At 67.9% G+C, this 14,487-nt stretch carries 20 protein-coding genes and 1 other RNA gene; 11 read left to right on the plus strand and 10 right to left on the minus strand.

Annotation, left to right across the window (positions count from 1 at the left end; all coding sequences use genetic code 11):
* Positions 1 to 7: 7 nt before the first annotated feature.
* Positions 8 to 170, minus strand: a non-coding RNA gene (ssrS, locus tag AC07NN_RS14780) — 6S RNA.
* 109 nt (positions 171 to 279) lie between these two features.
* On the opposite strand from ssrS, the gene AC07NN_RS14785 reads away from it, so the two are divergent.
* On the plus strand, positions 280 to 561 hold the full coding sequence (locus AC07NN_RS14785) for a type II toxin-antitoxin system ParD family antitoxin (RefSeq protein WP_494642233.1): 282 nt from the start codon (positions 280 to 282) through the stop codon (positions 559 to 561).
* Positions 558 to 860 carry a type II toxin-antitoxin system RelE/ParE family toxin gene (locus tag AC07NN_RS14790; RefSeq protein ID WP_494642237.1) on the plus strand — a complete coding sequence of 101 codons (303 nt, stop codon included), beginning with the start codon at positions 558 to 560 and terminating at the stop codon, positions 858 to 860. Before AC07NN_RS14785 ends, AC07NN_RS14790 begins: the two co-directional genes overlap by 4 nt.
* 1 nt (position 861) lies before the next feature.
* Here AC07NN_RS14790 and AC07NN_RS14795 read toward each other — a convergent pair whose 3' ends face one another.
* Positions 862 to 1,188: a cell division protein ZapA gene (locus AC07NN_RS14795; RefSeq protein ID WP_494642240.1), complete on the minus strand. Its 327-nt coding sequence runs from the start codon at positions 1,186 to 1,188 to the stop codon at positions 862 to 864.
* Positions 1,189 to 1,191: 3 nt separating this feature from the next.
* Positions 1,192 to 1,635 carry a hypothetical protein gene (locus AC07NN_RS14800; RefSeq protein WP_494642245.1) on the minus strand — a complete coding sequence of 148 codons (444 nt, stop codon included), beginning with the start codon at positions 1,633 to 1,635 and terminating at the stop codon, positions 1,192 to 1,194.
* A gap of 215 nt (positions 1,636 to 1,850) precedes the next feature.
* On the opposite strand from AC07NN_RS14800, the gene gap reads away from it, so the two are divergent.
* From gap to fba, 3 genes are all read left to right on the plus strand, one after another.
* Positions 1,851 to 2,858 carry a type I glyceraldehyde-3-phosphate dehydrogenase gene (gene gap, locus AC07NN_RS14805; RefSeq protein WP_494642250.1) on the plus strand — a complete coding sequence of 336 codons (1,008 nt, stop codon included), beginning with the start codon at positions 1,851 to 1,853 and terminating at the stop codon, positions 2,856 to 2,858.
* A gap of 159 nt (positions 2,859 to 3,017) precedes the next feature.
* The gene (locus AC07NN_RS14810) at positions 3,018 to 4,208 is read left to right on the plus strand and encodes a phosphoglycerate kinase (protein ID WP_494642254.1); all 1,191 of its coding nucleotides are present in this window, start codon (positions 3,018 to 3,020) and stop codon (positions 4,206 to 4,208) included.
* Positions 4,209 to 4,452: 244 nt separating this feature from the next.
* Positions 4,453 to 5,544, plus strand: a complete 1,092-nt coding sequence (gene fba / locus AC07NN_RS14815; RefSeq protein ID WP_494642258.1) for a class II fructose-bisphosphate aldolase — start codon at positions 4,453 to 4,455, stop codon at positions 5,542 to 5,544.
* A 71-nt stretch (positions 5,545 to 5,615) separates the two neighbouring features.
* On the opposite strand, the gene AC07NN_RS14820 is transcribed toward fba, so the two are convergent.
* The 3 genes from AC07NN_RS14820 to AC07NN_RS14830 all read right to left on the minus strand — a co-directional run bounded on the left by AC07NN_RS14820 (position 5,616) and on the right by AC07NN_RS14830 (position 7,620).
* Positions 5,616 to 6,287, minus strand: coding sequence for a DUF1109 domain-containing protein (locus tag AC07NN_RS14820; RefSeq protein WP_494642262.1), 672 nt, complete (start codon positions 6,285 to 6,287; stop codon positions 5,616 to 5,618).
* Positions 6,288 to 6,449: 162 nt separating this feature from the next.
* Positions 6,450 to 7,094: an anti-sigma-F factor NrsF gene (gene nrsF / locus AC07NN_RS14825; protein ID WP_494642263.1), complete on the minus strand. Its 645-nt coding sequence runs from the start codon at positions 7,092 to 7,094 to the stop codon at positions 6,450 to 6,452.
* Positions 7,081 to 7,620, minus strand: coding sequence for a sigma-70 family RNA polymerase sigma factor (locus tag AC07NN_RS14830; protein ID WP_494642266.1), 540 nt, complete (start codon positions 7,618 to 7,620; stop codon positions 7,081 to 7,083). Before AC07NN_RS14830 ends, nrsF begins: the two co-directional genes overlap by 14 nt.
* 204 nt (positions 7,621 to 7,824) lie before the next feature.
* Here AC07NN_RS14830 and AC07NN_RS14835 point away from each other — a divergent pair, with 204 nt between their 5' ends.
* The 4 genes from AC07NN_RS14835 (at position 7,825) to AC07NN_RS14850 (ending at position 10,280) form a co-directional block, all read left to right on the plus strand.
* On the plus strand, positions 7,825 to 8,106 hold the full coding sequence (locus tag AC07NN_RS14835; RefSeq protein ID WP_494642270.1) for a BufA1 family periplasmic bufferin-type metallophore: 282 nt from the start codon (positions 7,825 to 7,827) through the stop codon (positions 8,104 to 8,106).
* Positions 8,107 to 8,228: 122 nt separating this feature from the next.
* Positions 8,229 to 9,059, plus strand: coding sequence for an MNIO family bufferin maturase (gene bufB, locus AC07NN_RS14840; RefSeq protein ID WP_494642275.1), 831 nt, complete (start codon positions 8,229 to 8,231; stop codon positions 9,057 to 9,059).
* Positions 9,049 to 9,816 carry an HvfC/BufC family peptide modification chaperone gene (locus AC07NN_RS14845; protein ID WP_494642279.1) on the plus strand — a complete coding sequence of 256 codons (768 nt, stop codon included), beginning with the start codon at positions 9,049 to 9,051 and terminating at the stop codon, positions 9,814 to 9,816. Before bufB ends, AC07NN_RS14845 begins: the two co-directional genes overlap by 11 nt.
* Before the next feature lie 35 nt (positions 9,817 to 9,851).
* The gene (locus tag AC07NN_RS14850) at positions 9,852 to 10,280 is read left to right on the plus strand and encodes a DoxX family protein (protein ID WP_494643965.1); all 429 of its coding nucleotides are present in this window, start codon (positions 9,852 to 9,854) and stop codon (positions 10,278 to 10,280) included.
* On the opposite strand, the gene AC07NN_RS14855 is transcribed toward AC07NN_RS14850, so the two are convergent.
* Positions 10,249 to 10,671, minus strand: coding sequence for a DUF2809 domain-containing protein (locus AC07NN_RS14855; protein WP_494642281.1), 423 nt, complete (start codon positions 10,669 to 10,671; stop codon positions 10,249 to 10,251). The two genes, AC07NN_RS14850 and AC07NN_RS14855, sit on opposite strands and share 32 nt — an antisense overlap.
* Positions 10,629 to 11,207, minus strand: coding sequence for a tryptophan-rich sensory protein (locus AC07NN_RS14860; protein ID WP_494642283.1), 579 nt, complete (start codon positions 11,205 to 11,207; stop codon positions 10,629 to 10,631). The genes AC07NN_RS14855 and AC07NN_RS14860 overlap by 43 nt, the downstream gene beginning before the upstream one ends.
* A 373-nt stretch (positions 11,208 to 11,580) precedes the next feature.
* Between AC07NN_RS14860 and AC07NN_RS14865 the strand changes: the two genes are divergently transcribed.
* Together AC07NN_RS14865 and AC07NN_RS14870 are read left to right on the plus strand one after the other, a co-directional pair.
* Positions 11,581 to 12,996, plus strand: a complete 1,416-nt coding sequence (locus AC07NN_RS14865; protein WP_494642287.1) for a methyl-accepting chemotaxis protein — start codon at positions 11,581 to 11,583, stop codon at positions 12,994 to 12,996.
* 32 nt (positions 12,997 to 13,028) lie between these two features.
* The gene (locus AC07NN_RS14870; protein WP_494642291.1) at positions 13,029 to 13,535 is read left to right on the plus strand and encodes a GNAT family N-acetyltransferase; all 507 of its coding nucleotides are present in this window, start codon (positions 13,029 to 13,031) and stop codon (positions 13,533 to 13,535) included.
* 34 nt (positions 13,536 to 13,569) lie between these two features.
* Here AC07NN_RS14870 and bfr read toward each other — a convergent pair whose 3' ends face one another.
* Positions 13,570 to 14,049, minus strand: coding sequence for a bacterioferritin (gene bfr / locus AC07NN_RS14875; protein WP_494642296.1), 480 nt, complete (start codon positions 14,047 to 14,049; stop codon positions 13,570 to 13,572).
* A 144-nt stretch (positions 14,050 to 14,193) separates the two neighbouring features.
* Positions 14,194 to 14,379: a (2Fe-2S)-binding protein gene (locus tag AC07NN_RS14880; protein WP_354071828.1), complete on the minus strand. Its 186-nt coding sequence runs from the start codon at positions 14,377 to 14,379 to the stop codon at positions 14,194 to 14,196.
* Between the last annotated feature and the right edge of the window lie 108 nt (positions 14,380 to 14,487).

Raw genomic sequence — 14,487 nt, forward strand, 5'->3', positions numbered from 1 at the left:
GAAAGGTGGCGGCGCCGCGAAGAACCGTGAAGACGTTTCAATCCACTCGAACCTGTCAGTAACAGGTGGGCCCCGTGTTCCCGCAGCCACGGCCACGGGAGGGAACAGGTCCCGATAGAGAGATTAAGGTCCCTGGGATAAGAAATCTTCGACGAGAGCCACAGCAAGACCCGCCGTCTAGCAAGATAGGGCTTCGGGGGGCGGAAAGCCAGGGGCGCGGTGACGCGGGGGCGGTATGCAACCTTCATACCGCCTGTTATCGTGACCTCGGAGGCTCCCATGACCCTTGTCAGCAAGCGCACCATCAGTCTGCCCGCCGAGCAGTCTCGCTACATCGATGACCTGGTTTCGGCTGGAACCTATGCATCCGCCAGCGAGGTCGTGCGCGCTGGCGTTCGGGCCTTGCAGGAGCGGGACGCGGCCGTGGAGCGCTGGCTGCGCGAGGATGTGGCTCCGGTCTACGATGCGATGCTGGACGATCCGAACCGGGCGATCGACGCCAAGGATGTGATGGCTTCGATCCGTGCGCACCACGCCGAGCGCCTGAAGACCAAACCGTGACCAGAAAGGTCGTCTATTCGCCCGAAGCGCTCGACGACCTTCGCGACCTGTACGACTACATCGCCGATCGCGGCGCGCCGAACGCCGCTCTGGCGTATGTCACGCGCCTCGATGACCGATGCGCTGGTCTAGCGAGCTTTCCGGAACAGGGTGTCCGTCGTGACGATATCCGGCCAGGGCTGAGGCTGCTCGGCTTCGAGCGACGCACCGCGATCGCCTTTAGCGTCTCTTCAGAGGCGATCATGATCACCCGAATTTTCCACGGCGGACAGAACATCGACGCCGCCTTCGACGACTGACCTACTCCCCCGCCAGCTTCTCGATCTTCTCCGCCGCCGCATCCAGAGCCCGGATCGCCGCGATCTCGGCTTTCGTGCCCTCCTGCTGCATGCGGGCGATTTCACTGTTGGCGTGAGCCAGGCGGAGCTTCATGTCCGACAGCTCGTCGGCCAGCAGCAGGGCGCCCATCAGGAAGAGCCGGGTCTCGCCCAGTTGGCCAACGTCGGAGCTGACCTGGCGGACCTGGCGGTCGAACAGGCGGGCCAGCTCGGCCAGGTGCGGTTCCTGGCCGTCCTCGCAGCCGACCATGTAGGGGCGGCCGTTCACGTGGATGGTCACCTGCGACATGGCTCAGGCCTCCTCGGGATCGTCGAACAGGTCCCGGTCGTCGGCGGGCGCGGGGTCGTCCTGGGCGGGCTCTTCCTCGACCAAATCGTCGTCGTGCGCGTGGTCGTCATTGGCGACCGCTTCGTCGCCTAGGGCCGAGCGGATTTCGGCGATCGCGCGGCCCAGGGCCGCCGAGGCCTGTTCGCCGGCTTCCTCCAGCGCCTTCTCGCGCTCGCGAGCCGCTTCCAGGTCGGCGACCAGGCGAGCGCGCTCGTCGTCCACGAACTGTTCGGGGAACAGGCCAGGCTCGCCGGAAGCGGCGATCACCATGGGCGCCAGCGCGGCGGCGGCCTTCAAGGCGCGGTCGGTCTCGACGGCCTTGACCGCCAGACGCTGCTCAAGCTGGGCCACCGCGCGCTCCAGGCGGCGCACGGCGAGGTCGAGGGCCGTACCGTCGGCCGGGATCATCGGCGGAATTCCATCATGCAGCGCAACATATAGATCGAAGCCCTGTAAGCCAGTCGCGAAAGGCGACATTTGGGCGACGCGGAGCCCATAGCAGCATTCGTGGCGCCGGTCCCAGTTTCTAGGCCCTTGACTTCGCGTCTTTCCCCCGCAAAACGGCGCGCAACTAGGGAACGCCGGTCGAACCCGACACGGCGGCCATAACAGGAGAAAGACCCATGGCTATTCGCGTCGCCATCAACGGCTTCGGCCGCATCGGACGTCTGGTCCTGCGCTCCATCGCCGAGCATGGCCGCCGCGACATCGAGGTCGTCGCCATCAACGACCTGGGCCCGGTCGAAACCAACGCCCACCTCCTGCGCTACGACAGCGTCCACGGCCGCTTCCCGGGCGTGGTCACCTCGGGCGAAGACTGGATCGACGTCGGCATGGGCAAGATCAAGGTCACGGCGATCCGTGACCCGAAGGACCTGCCGCACAAGGAACTGGGCGTCGACATCGCGTTCGAGTGCACCGGCATCTTCACCGCCCGCGACAAGGCCGCCCTGCACCTGGAAGCCGGCGCCAAGCGCGTGCTGGTCTCGGCTCCGGCCGACGGCGCCGACAAGACCATCGTCTACAAGGTCAACCACGAGACCCTGACCGCCGACGACATCGTCGTCTCGAACGGCTCGTGCACCACCAACGCCCTGGCTCCGGTCGCCAAGGTCCTGCACGACCTGGTCGGCATCGAGCGCGGTTACATGACCACGATCCACAGCTACACCGGCGACCAGCCGACGCTGGACACCATGCACAAGGACCTCTACCGCGCTCGCGCCGCCGGTCTCAGCATGATCCCGACCTCGACCGGCGCCGCCAAGGCCCTGGGCCTGGTCCTGCCCGCCCTGAAGGGCAAGCTGGACGGTTCGTCGATCCGCGTCCCGACCCCGAACGTCTCGGTCATCGACCTGAAGGTCGTGCCCTCGCGCGACACCACGGTGGACGAAGTCAACGCGGCCCTGGCCGCCGCCGCCGACGGCCCGATGAAGGGCGTCCTGTTCACGACGACCGACCCGGTCGTCTCGTCGGACCTGAACCACATCGCCGCCAGCTCGACGGCCGCCCTGCCCCAGACGCAAGTCATCGAGGGCAAGCTGGTCCGCGTGCTCAGCTGGTACGACAACGAATGGGGCTTCGCGACCCGCATGAGCGACACCGCTCTGGAAATGGCGAAGTTCCTGTAAGGAACGTCCTACCAAACCCCGCTCCCGCAAGGAGCGGGGTTTTCCTTGGCCCGCCCTCGTCCTTCGACAAGCTCAGGATGAGGACTACTGCATATCTTGAACCTCACCCTGAGCCTGTCGAAGGGCGGGGTTCAACGCACAGACTTTCAGGATCCCCCGATGACCTTCCGCACCCTCGACACCGCCGATCTCGCCGGCAAGCGCGCCCTGGTTCGGGTGGACTTCAACGTCCCCGTCGACGGCGGGAAGATCACCGACGACACCCGCCTGCGCGCGGCGCTGCCGACCATCCACTATCTGTCCAAGCAAGGCGCCAAGGTCGTCCTGCTGGCCCACTTCGACCGCCCCAAGGGCAAGGTCGTGCCGGAGATGAGCCTCTCCTTCGTGGCCGAGCCGCTCGCCAAGCTGCTGGAGCAGCCGGTCGCCTTCGCCTCGGACGCCATCGGCCAAGCCGCCGCTGACGTGGTCAACGGTCTCGAGAACGGCGGCGTCGCCCTGCTGGAGAACGTCCGCTTCCACGCCGGCGAAGAGACCAACGACGCCGACTTCGCCAAGGCCCTGGCCGCCAACGGCGACGTCTATGTCAATGACGCCTTCAGCGCCGCCCACCGCGCCCACGCCTCGACCGAAGGCCTGGCCAAGCTGTTGCCGGCCTATCCGGGCCTGTCCATGCAGCGAGAGCTGGAAGCCCTGGACGCCGCGCTGGGCAATCCGAAGAAGCCGGTGATCGGCATCGTCGGCGGCTCCAAGGTCTCGACCAAGCTGGACCTGCTGAACAACCTGGTCGCCAAGCTGGATCGCCTGGCGATCGGCGGCGGCATGGCCAACACCTTCCTGTTCGCGCAAGGCCACGACGTCGGCGGCTCGCTCTGCGAAAAGGACCTGGCCGACACCGCCCGCGAGATCATCGCCAAGGCCGCCGCCGCCGGCTGCGAGCTGCTGCTGCCGATCGATGTCGTCGTCGCCAAGAAGGTCGCTCCCGGTGTTGAAACCGCTGTCCGCGCCCTCGGTGAAGTCCAGGCCGACGACCTGATCCTGGACGCCGGCCCGGAAAGCGCCCAGCGCCTGCTGGCCGCCATGGACCAGTCCCTGACCCTGATCTGGAACGGCCCGCTGGGCGTGTTCGAAGTGCCGCCGTTCGACGCGGCGACGGTCGCGGCGGCGAAACATGCCGCTTCGCTCGCCAAATCGGGTAAGATCGTGGCCGTGGCCGGCGGCGGTGATACGGTGGCGGCCCTGAACCACGCGGGCGTGTCGGCCGATTTCACCTTCGTCTCGACCGCCGGCGGCGCGTTCCTGGAATGGATGGAAGGCAAGACGCTTCCGGGCGTCGCGGCCCTGGAGGCCTAAGCCTTTTCCTCCCGATTTCCCCGGCGAAGGCCGGGGCCCAGATGGAAGGGCGCCGGGATTGGCTCCAAGAGCGCCACGCTCTTCCAATCAACCCAAGCGCCTTGGGATCTGGGTCCCGGCATTCGCCGGGAAGGTCGGATGGGGTAAGTATGTAGACTGACGACTCGGGCAGAGAACGCAAAAGCGTCACGGCCCCAAAAACAAGAAACGACCCAACCACTTAACGCTTGCAGGAGAGAACTACGTGGCTCGCATCACGTTGCGACAGCTGTTGGACCATGCCGCAGAGCATGAGTACGGACTGCCCGCCTTCAACATCAACAACATGGAACAGGGCCTGGCGATCATGGAGGCCGCGGACGCGGTCAACTCGCCGGTCATCATCCAGGCCTCGCGCGGCGCGCGGAACTACGCCAACGACATCATGCTGGCCAAGATGATCGACGCCCTGGTCGACATCTATCCGCATATCCCCGTGTGCATGCACCAGGACCACGGCAACGGCCCGGCGACCTGCGCCACGGCGATCCAGTACGGCTTCACCTCGGTGATGATGGACGGCTCGCTGCTGGAAGACGCCAAGACCCCCGCCACCTACGAGTACAACGTCGAGGTCACCCGCAAGGTGGTCCAGATGGCCCACAGCTGCGGCGTCTCGGTCGAAGGCGAGCTGGGCGTGCTGGGCTCGCTGGAAACCGGCATGGGCGAGGCCGAGGATGGCCACGGCTTCGAGGGCGTGCTCAGCCATGACGAGCTGCTGACCGATCCAGACCAGGCCGTCGAGTTCGTGCAGGCCACCGGCGTCGACGCCCTGGCCATCGCCATGGGCACCAGCCACGGCGCCTACAAGTTCACGCGCAAGCCGGATGGCGACGTCCTGGCCATGAACGTGATCGAGGAAATCCACCGCCGCCTGCCCAACACCCACCTGGTGATGCATGGCTCGTCGAGCGTTCCGCAGGATCTGCAGGACATCATCAACCAGTACGGCGGCGAGATGCCCCAGACCTGGGGCGTGCCGGTCGAAGAGATCCAGCGCGGCATCAAGCACGGCGTGCGCAAGATCAATGTCGACACCGACAACCGCATGGCCATCACCGGCGCGGTGCGCAAGATCCTGATGGAGAAGCCGCACGAGTTCGACCCGCGCGCCTACCTCAAGCCCGCCAAGGAAGCCATGCGCAAGGTCTGCCAGGCCCGCTTCGTCGAGTTCGGCTCGGCCGGCCACGCCGACAAGATCAAGGCGATCCCGACCGCGACCATGGCCAAGCGCTATTCGACCGGCGAGCTGAACGCCAAGTTCGGCGCCGGCGCGGCCAAGGCCGCCGCCGAGTAGCCTTTTCGACCTGTTCGAAAAGCAAGGGCCTCCCGGATCCGTCCGGGAGGCCCTTTCTGTGCGGCCGCCCCCTACTCGGCCGCCAGGAGCCTTCGCCGACGACGGGCCAGCAGCTTGATCGCCCCAGCCCCGATCCCCCCGCTGATCAACATCGCCAGGGTGAACCAGGGGCCGACGAAGGTGTAGGTTCCCTGCCAGCAATGCAGGCCGTCGACCGTTCCCGCTATGCCGCCGCAGAACAGCCCGCAGGCGAAGCCGGTCGGCGCCGGGCGCTCCAGATCGACATCGCGCAGGCCCGCGATCGTCAGGGCCAGCATGGGCGCGGCGATGACCAGGATATTGCCCAGGCACACCGCGCCGTTGGGCCACATCAGGGTGTTGAATTCGGCGGCGCTCATCGACCAGGCCTGGACGCCGCCGGCGATCAGCATGGCGCAGGCGATCGCCGCCGCGACCGAGAAGGCGTTGCCCGCGCCAGGTCGTCCGCGCGCCAGCCAGGTCGCCGCCACCAGGGCGCAACCCGCCACCGCCGCCGGATAGGCCGCCTTGATCCAGAAGAAGCCCTGGGCCGCCGCCACAGGCAGGTCCGGCCGCGGCTGCAGCCACAGCAGGATCATCAGGACGCCCGCCAGCGCGCCGGCTCCCGCGATCTCGACCAGTCGCCACGGCAGCGTCGCCGAGGACCAGATGTGAGCACCCGTCCCTTCGCCGCCCGCGGGGGCGAGGGTATCGTCTATCGTCACGCGCCTCTCCCCACAGAGCCGTATGGCGGGTTGTAAGGGCGCTAATCGCGTCTCATTCGCGAAAAGCGGCGGCACTTCAGTGGCGGAACGGCGTTTTGTCAATCGACCATAAGGCGATGGAACAAAGTTTGATCGTGGACGGACGGCTCCGTCAGGGTTGCGCTACCATCGCAGCACCCACCGCCCAGCCAATGCGCCCACGGCGGCGACCAGAAGAACGCCAAGGCTGTACCAGAGCGCCACGAAGGTGAAGGTGTTCTCGGCGCAATGCAGGCCATAGACCGTCGCGGCCACCCCGCCGGCGAACAGGCCCGTGGCAAAGCCGGCGGCCGTCGGCCGGGTCGGCGCCATGCCGCGCACCGCCCACAGGCCGAGGGCCAGCATCGGCAGGCCCAGGATCAGGATGTAGGGGCTGCAACGGCTCCAGGAGTGCCCGCGCAGCATGTGCAGGGCGTGGGCGACGTCGGGGCTGACCAGCGCCTGGACCGTCCCCGCCAGCGCGAACACGGCCAGGGCCGCGCCGGCCACCAGCCAGCCGCGCCGGCCCGAGCCCGCCGGCCGCGCCAGCCGCTCGATCGCCAGATAGCCGGCGACGCCCAGCACGCCCGTATAGAGCGCCTTCATCCAGAACATGCCGCCGCGCATGGCCGGCATCAGGTCGTGACGGGTGTGCAGCCAGCCCAGCACCAGCACCAGGGCCGCCAGAGCGCCGAGGCCCGCGACCACGGCCAGGCGGCGCGAGGGCGCGCCCTCGGGCGAGCGGCCGGCGTCGGAGGCCAGGGCGTCGATCAGGTCATCCGTCCGCACGGCGCATCCTTTCGGCCAGGGCCTTCAGCGCCCGATGCAGGGCGACCTTGGCCGCCCCCTCGGAGATGCCGGCCTTCGCGCCCGCCTCGGCGAGAGATAGGCCCGTCAGCTTGACGTCGGCGACCAGGGTCCGCTGCTTCTCGGGCAGGCTCGCCAAGGCGCGGTCCAGCTCCAGGCCGATTCCAGGCTCGGGCTCGTCGGCGGCCAGGAATTCGATGTGGTCCTCGATCGGCAGGGTCTGGCGGACCTTCCGCCGCCGCCAGTGGTCGATCAGCTTGTAGCGCGCCACCGCGTGCGCCCAGGCGGTGAACGACTGGGACGGGTCCCAGGTCGACCGCTTGAGATGCACCGCCAGCAGCGTCTCCTGCACAAGATCCTCCACATCGCCGGGCGCGCCGGACATCCGCCGCGCGAAATAGGCGCGCAGGCGAACCCCGAGAACGGCCAGACACTCGCGATAGGCGGCGGCGTCGCCATCCATCCCGCGCAGCATCAGCGCCTTCAAACGGGTCTCGGTGTCCGTCACGCCTGCCCCTATTCGCGCGCGAGGGCCGGATGGTTACAGGTGCTCGCGCCGCGCCGGAACCGCCTGGAAACACGCGGCCGAAATTTTGTTCGCCCAACTTTGTTTTCTGGCGCGTGTAACCTTTCGCGGCGCCGCTCCGTACTTCCCCTCGACCGGGCGGCGAGACAAGCCGCCTCGGCGCGAAACGCAACCAGGAGATCCCCCATGAACCGCACCGCCACCACCGCCGCCCTCGCCGCCGTCCTGGCCCTCTCGGCCGGCGTCTCGATGGCCGTCGCCGACGACCACGCCGCCAAGGGCGACACCGAAAAGTGCTACGGCGTGTCCAAGGCCGGCGAGAACGACTGCAAGGCCGGCGCGGGCACCTCCTGCGCGGGCACGTCGAAGGCCGACTACCAGGGCGACGCCTGGAAGATGGTCAAGAAGGGCACCTGCGTCACGATCAAGACCCCGAAGGGCATGGGCTCGCTGGCGCCGAAGGCCTAAGCGCCCCCTTCGCACTGAAAGCTCGCCGTCGGCGCCACCGGTCCGCGTTTCAACGCCCCCACACCCGCGTGGACCCCAGCCCCCAGCCGACGGCGAGCCCCCTTCATCCCCCGGACCTTCCGATGACCACCGCCGGCCTCGGCCTCAAATCGCAGCATTACGCCGACGCGCTCGCGTACGACGCCGAGGGGCTGTGGTTCGAGGTCCATCCCGAGAACTACATGTCGGCCGGCGGGCCACGTCTCGCCGCGCTGGAGGCCGTTCGCGCGCGCCATCCGATCTCGCTGCACGGCGTGGGCCTGTCCCTGGCCGCCGACGCCGATCCGGATCGCGAGCACTTGGCCGCCCTGAAGACCCTGGTCGACCGCTTCGAGCCGTTCGTGGTCTCCGAGCACCTGGCCTGGTCGACCCATCGCGGCGCGCACCAGCCCGACCTCCTGCCGTTTCCCCGCACCAAGGCCGCTCTAGCCCGCATCGCCGGCAATATCGGCCGGATGCAAGACGCGCTGGGCCGCAGGGTGCTGATCGAGAACCCGTCCCTCTACCTGCCCCTGACGGGCCACGACCTGGACGAGGTCGAGTTCCTCGCCGCCCTGATCGCCAAGACCGGCTGCGGCCTGCTGGTCGACGTCAACAACGTCTTCGTCAGCGCCAGCAACCTGGGCTACGCGGCCGAGGCCTATCTGGACGCCATCCCGGCCGAGGCGGTCGGCGAGATCCACCTGGCCGGCCACGGCGCCGATGCTGGCGGTTCGAACCTGCTGATCGACATCCACGGCGCCCCGATCGCCGAGCCCGTCTGGGCCCTATACCGCCGCCTGATCCGCCGCATTGGCCCGCGCCCGACGCTCATCGAGCGCGACGACGACATCCCCGCCTTCGCGACGCTGATGGCCGAGCGCGACCGCGCCGCCGACGAGCTCGCGGCCCTGGAGGCGGCGCATGTCGACTGAGCTCCTCGACTTCCAGGACGCCTTCGTCGCCGCCCTGGCCGGCCAGCGCGCGGCCCTGTCGCCGTGGCTTGAGCCGGGCGAAGGCGAGGCGGGTCTCGCCGTCTATCGCAACACCATCGCCAAGGGCTGCATCGACGCCCTGGCCGCCAATTTCCCGACGGTGCGCGGCATGGTCGGCGAGGACTGGTTCGACGCCGCCGCCGCCCTGTTCGCCCGCGAAGCGCCGCCGACCAGCGCCGCCCTGCTCGACTACGGCGAGGACTTCCCCGCCTGGCTCGACCGCTTCCCGCCCGCCCAGGACACGCCCTACCTGACCGGGATCGCCCATCTCGACCGCCTGTGGACCGAGGCCCTGTTCGCCGCCGAGGCCCCGCACCTGCCGGCGGACGGCCTCGTGGGCCTGGAACCCGAGGCCCTGGCCCGGGCGCACCTGGCGCTGCATCCCAGCGTCCGCTTCGCCGCCTTCGAGGCCGGCGTGCCGGGCCTGTGGCTGGCGGCCCGCGACGGCGCCGAGGACCTTGAGCTTTCCGAGGCCCCGCAGACCCTGCTGCTGATCCGCCGTGATGGCGCGGTCCGCAGCCGTCTGGCCAGTCAGGCCGAGACCGAGTTCCTGCGCGCCTGCCGCGCGGGCCAGTCCCTGAACCAGGCCGCCGAGCGCGCGGCCTCGGCCGATCCCGATGTGTCGCTTGCCCCCCTCTTCGCCGCCCTGATCGCCGATGGCGTGTTCAGCGGCGTCTATCTGGAAACCCGCCGATGACCGCCAACACCCTGTCCCCCAAGACCCCTTCCTTGATGGCGCCCTTCGACCTGCTGGCCACGACCGCCCGCAAGGTCCTGACTGAGGACGTCCTGACCCTGGCCGCCCGCCTCGGCGTCGCCGCCATCTTCTTCCAGTCGGGCCGCACCAAGGTCGATGGCGTCCTGCACATTACCGACGGGACCTATGCGCTGTTCGAGAGCGAGTACCACGTCCCCCTGCTGTCGCCCGTCGTGGCGGCGCACGCGGCGACCTATTCGGAGCACCTGTTCTCGATCCTGCTGGTGCTGGGCCTGTTCACCCGCGTCTCGGCCCTGGCCTTCCTGGGCATGACGGCAGTGATCGAGATCTTCGTCTATCCCGACGCCTGGCCGACCCACCTGTCGTGGGCGGGCCTGCTGCTGTTCCTGCTGGCGCGAGGTGGCGGAAAGTTCAGCCTGGATCGGGTGTTGAAGATCCCCTGACCAGAAACCGGTCGAGCAGCAGGATCGCCAAGGCGCCCACGGCATAGCAGGCGATGTCGCGCGGATCGAAAACGCCGCCCAGCACGACCCGCGCCAAGCGGTTGCCGCCCAGTCCGACCGCATCCAGAACGTGGACAAGCTGGGCAAGCTCGATCACCACAGCAACGGCCAGGGCGACGCCGGCCGCGCCGCTTTGGTCGAGCCGTGTCGTCGCTCTCAGCGCCAGATAGACCAACGCGGCGGCCAGGATGTCGCCGAGATAGTCGCGCACGAAGCCGCCGCGCCACCACAGGGCGATGGCGACCTCGATCAGGAACACCGCAAGCGCGGCGAGCGCGTAGCCTGTTCTCAATGAATCGTCGGCACGCGCGGAACGATCGGACGCCGCCACAGCTGGGCCGTCAGGGCGTTGGCGACACCGACCCAGCCGAGGTCGGGGGCCGTCCCGCCGCCGACCTTGCGGGCCTCCAGCGCATAGGCCGCGGAGGCCGCCAGCGAGGCCGTGGCCGCGCCCAGTTGGCCGCCGACGCGCTTGGCGCCCAGGCCCAGCCACAGGGCGTTGAAGCCCTGCACCAGGCTCCAGATCGTCAGGGCGCGGGTGCGGGCCGGGCTGGACGGCGCGTTCCAGGTGCGCAGGCCCGAGAGGGTCATGGCGATGAACAGCGGCGGCAGCAGCAGGCTGGTCAGCGGCTTGGGCTGATGGGCCACCGGCTCGTGCATCTCGGCGAACTCGACGGCGTACATCTCGTCGTCCAGCGCCTGTTCGTGGCGGCGGCCCATGATCAGGGCCGCGACGATCGCTCCGCCGGCCAGGGCCGCGCCCACGGCGAGCTGGGCGGCCGGGTGATAGCCTTCCCGATGGTCGAGCTCGAAGGCTTCGCGGCCGGCGAGAGCGCGCTCGCGCGACTTTCCGTTGGCGATATGCATGGCGGGACTCCCTCGTGAACTCGATTAGGTCAAACAGCCCAGCTGAACCTTGGTTCCAGCGTGGCGGGATGGCCTCCGCATGATGGCGCGATCCGCGCGCCGCGCCACCCGAAAACGCGCGCCGAAAGGTCGTCGCCGTAAAATACGGCCTCATCTGTGGCGTTATGACGCGCGAGATCGCGACCCGCTTCGAGCAGCCGGAGAAAGCATTGTTTTTCTTACCGAAAGTCCGACTTTTGCAGACAGTTACGGTTTCCCGACATTAACCTTCCTTTGTAACTTGGACGCGCAATCTTTCCTCGAAACGCGGGGAGGCGGTACCGTCAAGGTGGCGGAGCCGAGTGGGTCTTGAGCGTTTCGGGGACAGATACCGATGGTCTTCTTCCGGGCTCGCCAGGATGACACCAAGAGCGCCGCGCTCGCCGACATGGAAGGCGTGATCGCCGCGATCCATCGCAGCCAGGCGGTCATCGAATTCAATCTCGACGGCACCATCATCACGGCCAACGAGAACTTCCTCGCGACGCTGGGCTACGGCCTTTCCGAGATCCAGGGCCGCCACCACAGCCTGTTCGTCGAGAGCGACTATGGGGCGAGCGGCGAGTACCGCGAATTCTGGCGCCGGCTGAACTCTGGCGAGTTCTTCTCCGACAAATTCAAGCGCGTCGGCAAGGGCGGCAAGGAGATCTGGATCCAGGCCTCCTACAACCCGATCTTCGACAAGGCCGGCAAGCCGGTGAAGGTTATCAAGTTCGCCTCTGACATCACCGTCGTCGAGCTGGAGCGCGCCGCCGCCGAGGCCGCCCGCAAGGAGGCCGAGAAGAACGACAACCTCGTGTCCGTCGTGGCCGAAGGCCTGCGCCGCCTGGCCGCCGGCGATGTCAGCGAGCACATGACCTCGCTCGTCGATCCGCGCTACACCCAGATCAAGGCCGACTTCAACACCGCCGTCGACAGCCTGCGCGACATCGTCTCGATCATCGCCCACCGCGCCGACACCATGCAGGCCGGGGTAGACGAGATCTCGTTCGCCTCGGACGACCTGTCGCGCCGCACCGAGCAGCAGGCCGCCAGCCTGGAAGAGACCGCCGCCGCTCTGGATGAGATCACGGCCACGGTGGTGCGCAGCGCCGAGGGCGCCAAGCGCGCCTCGCAGGCCGCCTCCGCGGCGCGGATCGACGCCGGCCGCTCCGGCGAAGTCGTCCAGCAAGCCATCAACGCCATGGGCGAGATCGAGAAGTCCTCGGCGCAGATCGGCAACATCATCGGGGTGATCGACGAGATCGCTTTCCAGACCAACCTCCTGGCCCTGAACGCCGGCGTCGAGGCCGCGCGTGCGGGTGAGGCCGGTCGCGGCTTCGCCGTCGTGGCCCAGGAAGTCCGGGCCTTGGCCCAGCGCTCGGCCGACGCGGCCAAAGAGATCAAGACCCTGATCGCCAACTCGACCGCCCAGGTGGATCGGGGCGTGAAACTGGTCGGCGAAAGCGGTGACAGCCTGCACGGCATCGTCGACAAGGTCGGCGAGATCGACAGCTTGATCTCCGAGATCGCCCGCTCGGCCCAGGAACAGGCCACCGGCCTCAACCAGGTCAACAGCGCCGTCAACCAGATGGACCAGGTGACCCAGCAGAACGCGGCCATGGTCGAGGAGACCACCGCCGCCGCCGCCAACCTGAAGACCGAGGCCCACGACCTGGCCGACGTGGTTAAGCGCTTCAAGACTCAGCCGGACCATGCGCAGGGCAGTGTCGCCCCGAGCCACCGTCCGAGCGCCGCGCGCGCCGCCTAGACCGCGCGGGCGGAGCCGTCCAGCATGGCGGCATGACCGTCGCCATCCGCCCTGCACTGTCCTCCGAGATCGAGGCCGTTCGAGAGATCGAGCGCGCCTCGGCTTCGCGTTTCATCGGCGTGATGGACGCCCTGGCCGACGAGGAGCCCTCGCCCGCGACCGTGCTGGAGGACCGCCGCCTGGCCGGCGGCCTGCTGGTCGCCAAGGACAGCGGGGACTTGGCGGCCTTCGTGATGTTCCGGCCGGTCGAGGACAGCCTCTACATCGAGCAGATCGACGTGCTGCCGGCCTTCGAGCGCCGGCGCATCGGCGCGACCCTGATCGACGCCGTGGCCGAGCAGGCGCGGACGAGCGGGCGCGCGCGGCTGACGCTGTCGACGTTCCGCGAGGTGGCCTGGAACGCGCCGTACTATCGACGGCTGGGATTCGCGGATTTGCCGGACGAGGCGCTGACGCCGGGCCTGCTGGAGATCCGGCGCGAGCACCTGGCGCGCGGGCTAGATGAAAGCGCGCGGGTGTTCATGGCGCGGGGGATTTAGCTCCGCCCTCCAACAACACCCGTCATTCCCGCCCTTAAGCCGGCAGCTCGCCCATGGCCGACTGCAGGTAGTTCTGCTCGCCCAGCGACTTCACCAGGCCCAGCTGCATCTCGAGGAAGTCGATGTGCTCCTCGGTGTCGCTGAGGATCACGCGCAGCAGTTCGCGGCTGACATAGTCGCGGGCCTGTTCGCACTGGATGATGCCCGGGATCAGGGTCTCGCGACCGCCCAGCTCGACATTCAGGTCGCTGGCCAGGCATTCCGGCACCGTCTCGCCGATCTTCAGCTTGTGCAGGTCCTGGAGGTTCGGGAGCCCTTCCAGGAACAGGATGCGGTTGATCAGCATGTCGGCGTGCTTCATCTCGCCGATCGATTCGTCATAGGTGATCTTGCCGAGGCGCTTGAAGCCCCAGTTGTCGTACATCCGCGCGTGCAGGAAGTACTGGTTGACCGCCGTCAGCTCGTTGGTGAGCACCGCGTTGAGCAGTCGGATGATGCCGGGATCGCCCTGCATGGCGGCCTCCTAAGGTTCGTTTGTCGGCCGGAACCTGAGGCAAGCCGAAAGCGGCTTCAACCTGAATGTGTGCGAGTGTTTCTCGCTTTCACAGAAAAGCGTGCGAGTGCTTCGCGATAGCCGAAAAAGTAGAAGAAGCGGCCGTTACTCGGCTGCGAATGCGAGGGCTTCGCGGTTTTCCTGGATCATCTGACGCATCTCGCAGACGCACTTGGCGCACTGCGCCTGGCAACCCTTGTGACGGAAGATGTCGGCCGGACGGGCGGCGCCTGCGTCGATAGCGGCGCGGACTTCGCGCTCGCGGATGCCGTTACAGTTACAGACGTACAAGGTACGAACGCCCTACCCGATTTGATTGTCATTATCATCTAGCCGATCTCGCGACCTTTTGCAACTGACTCTCACTCTGGTTAGCAGCGGCTAGGTGTCGCGCCCCGT

This window comes from Caulobacter sp. GW821-FHT09H08 (genome assembly GCF_059415885.1).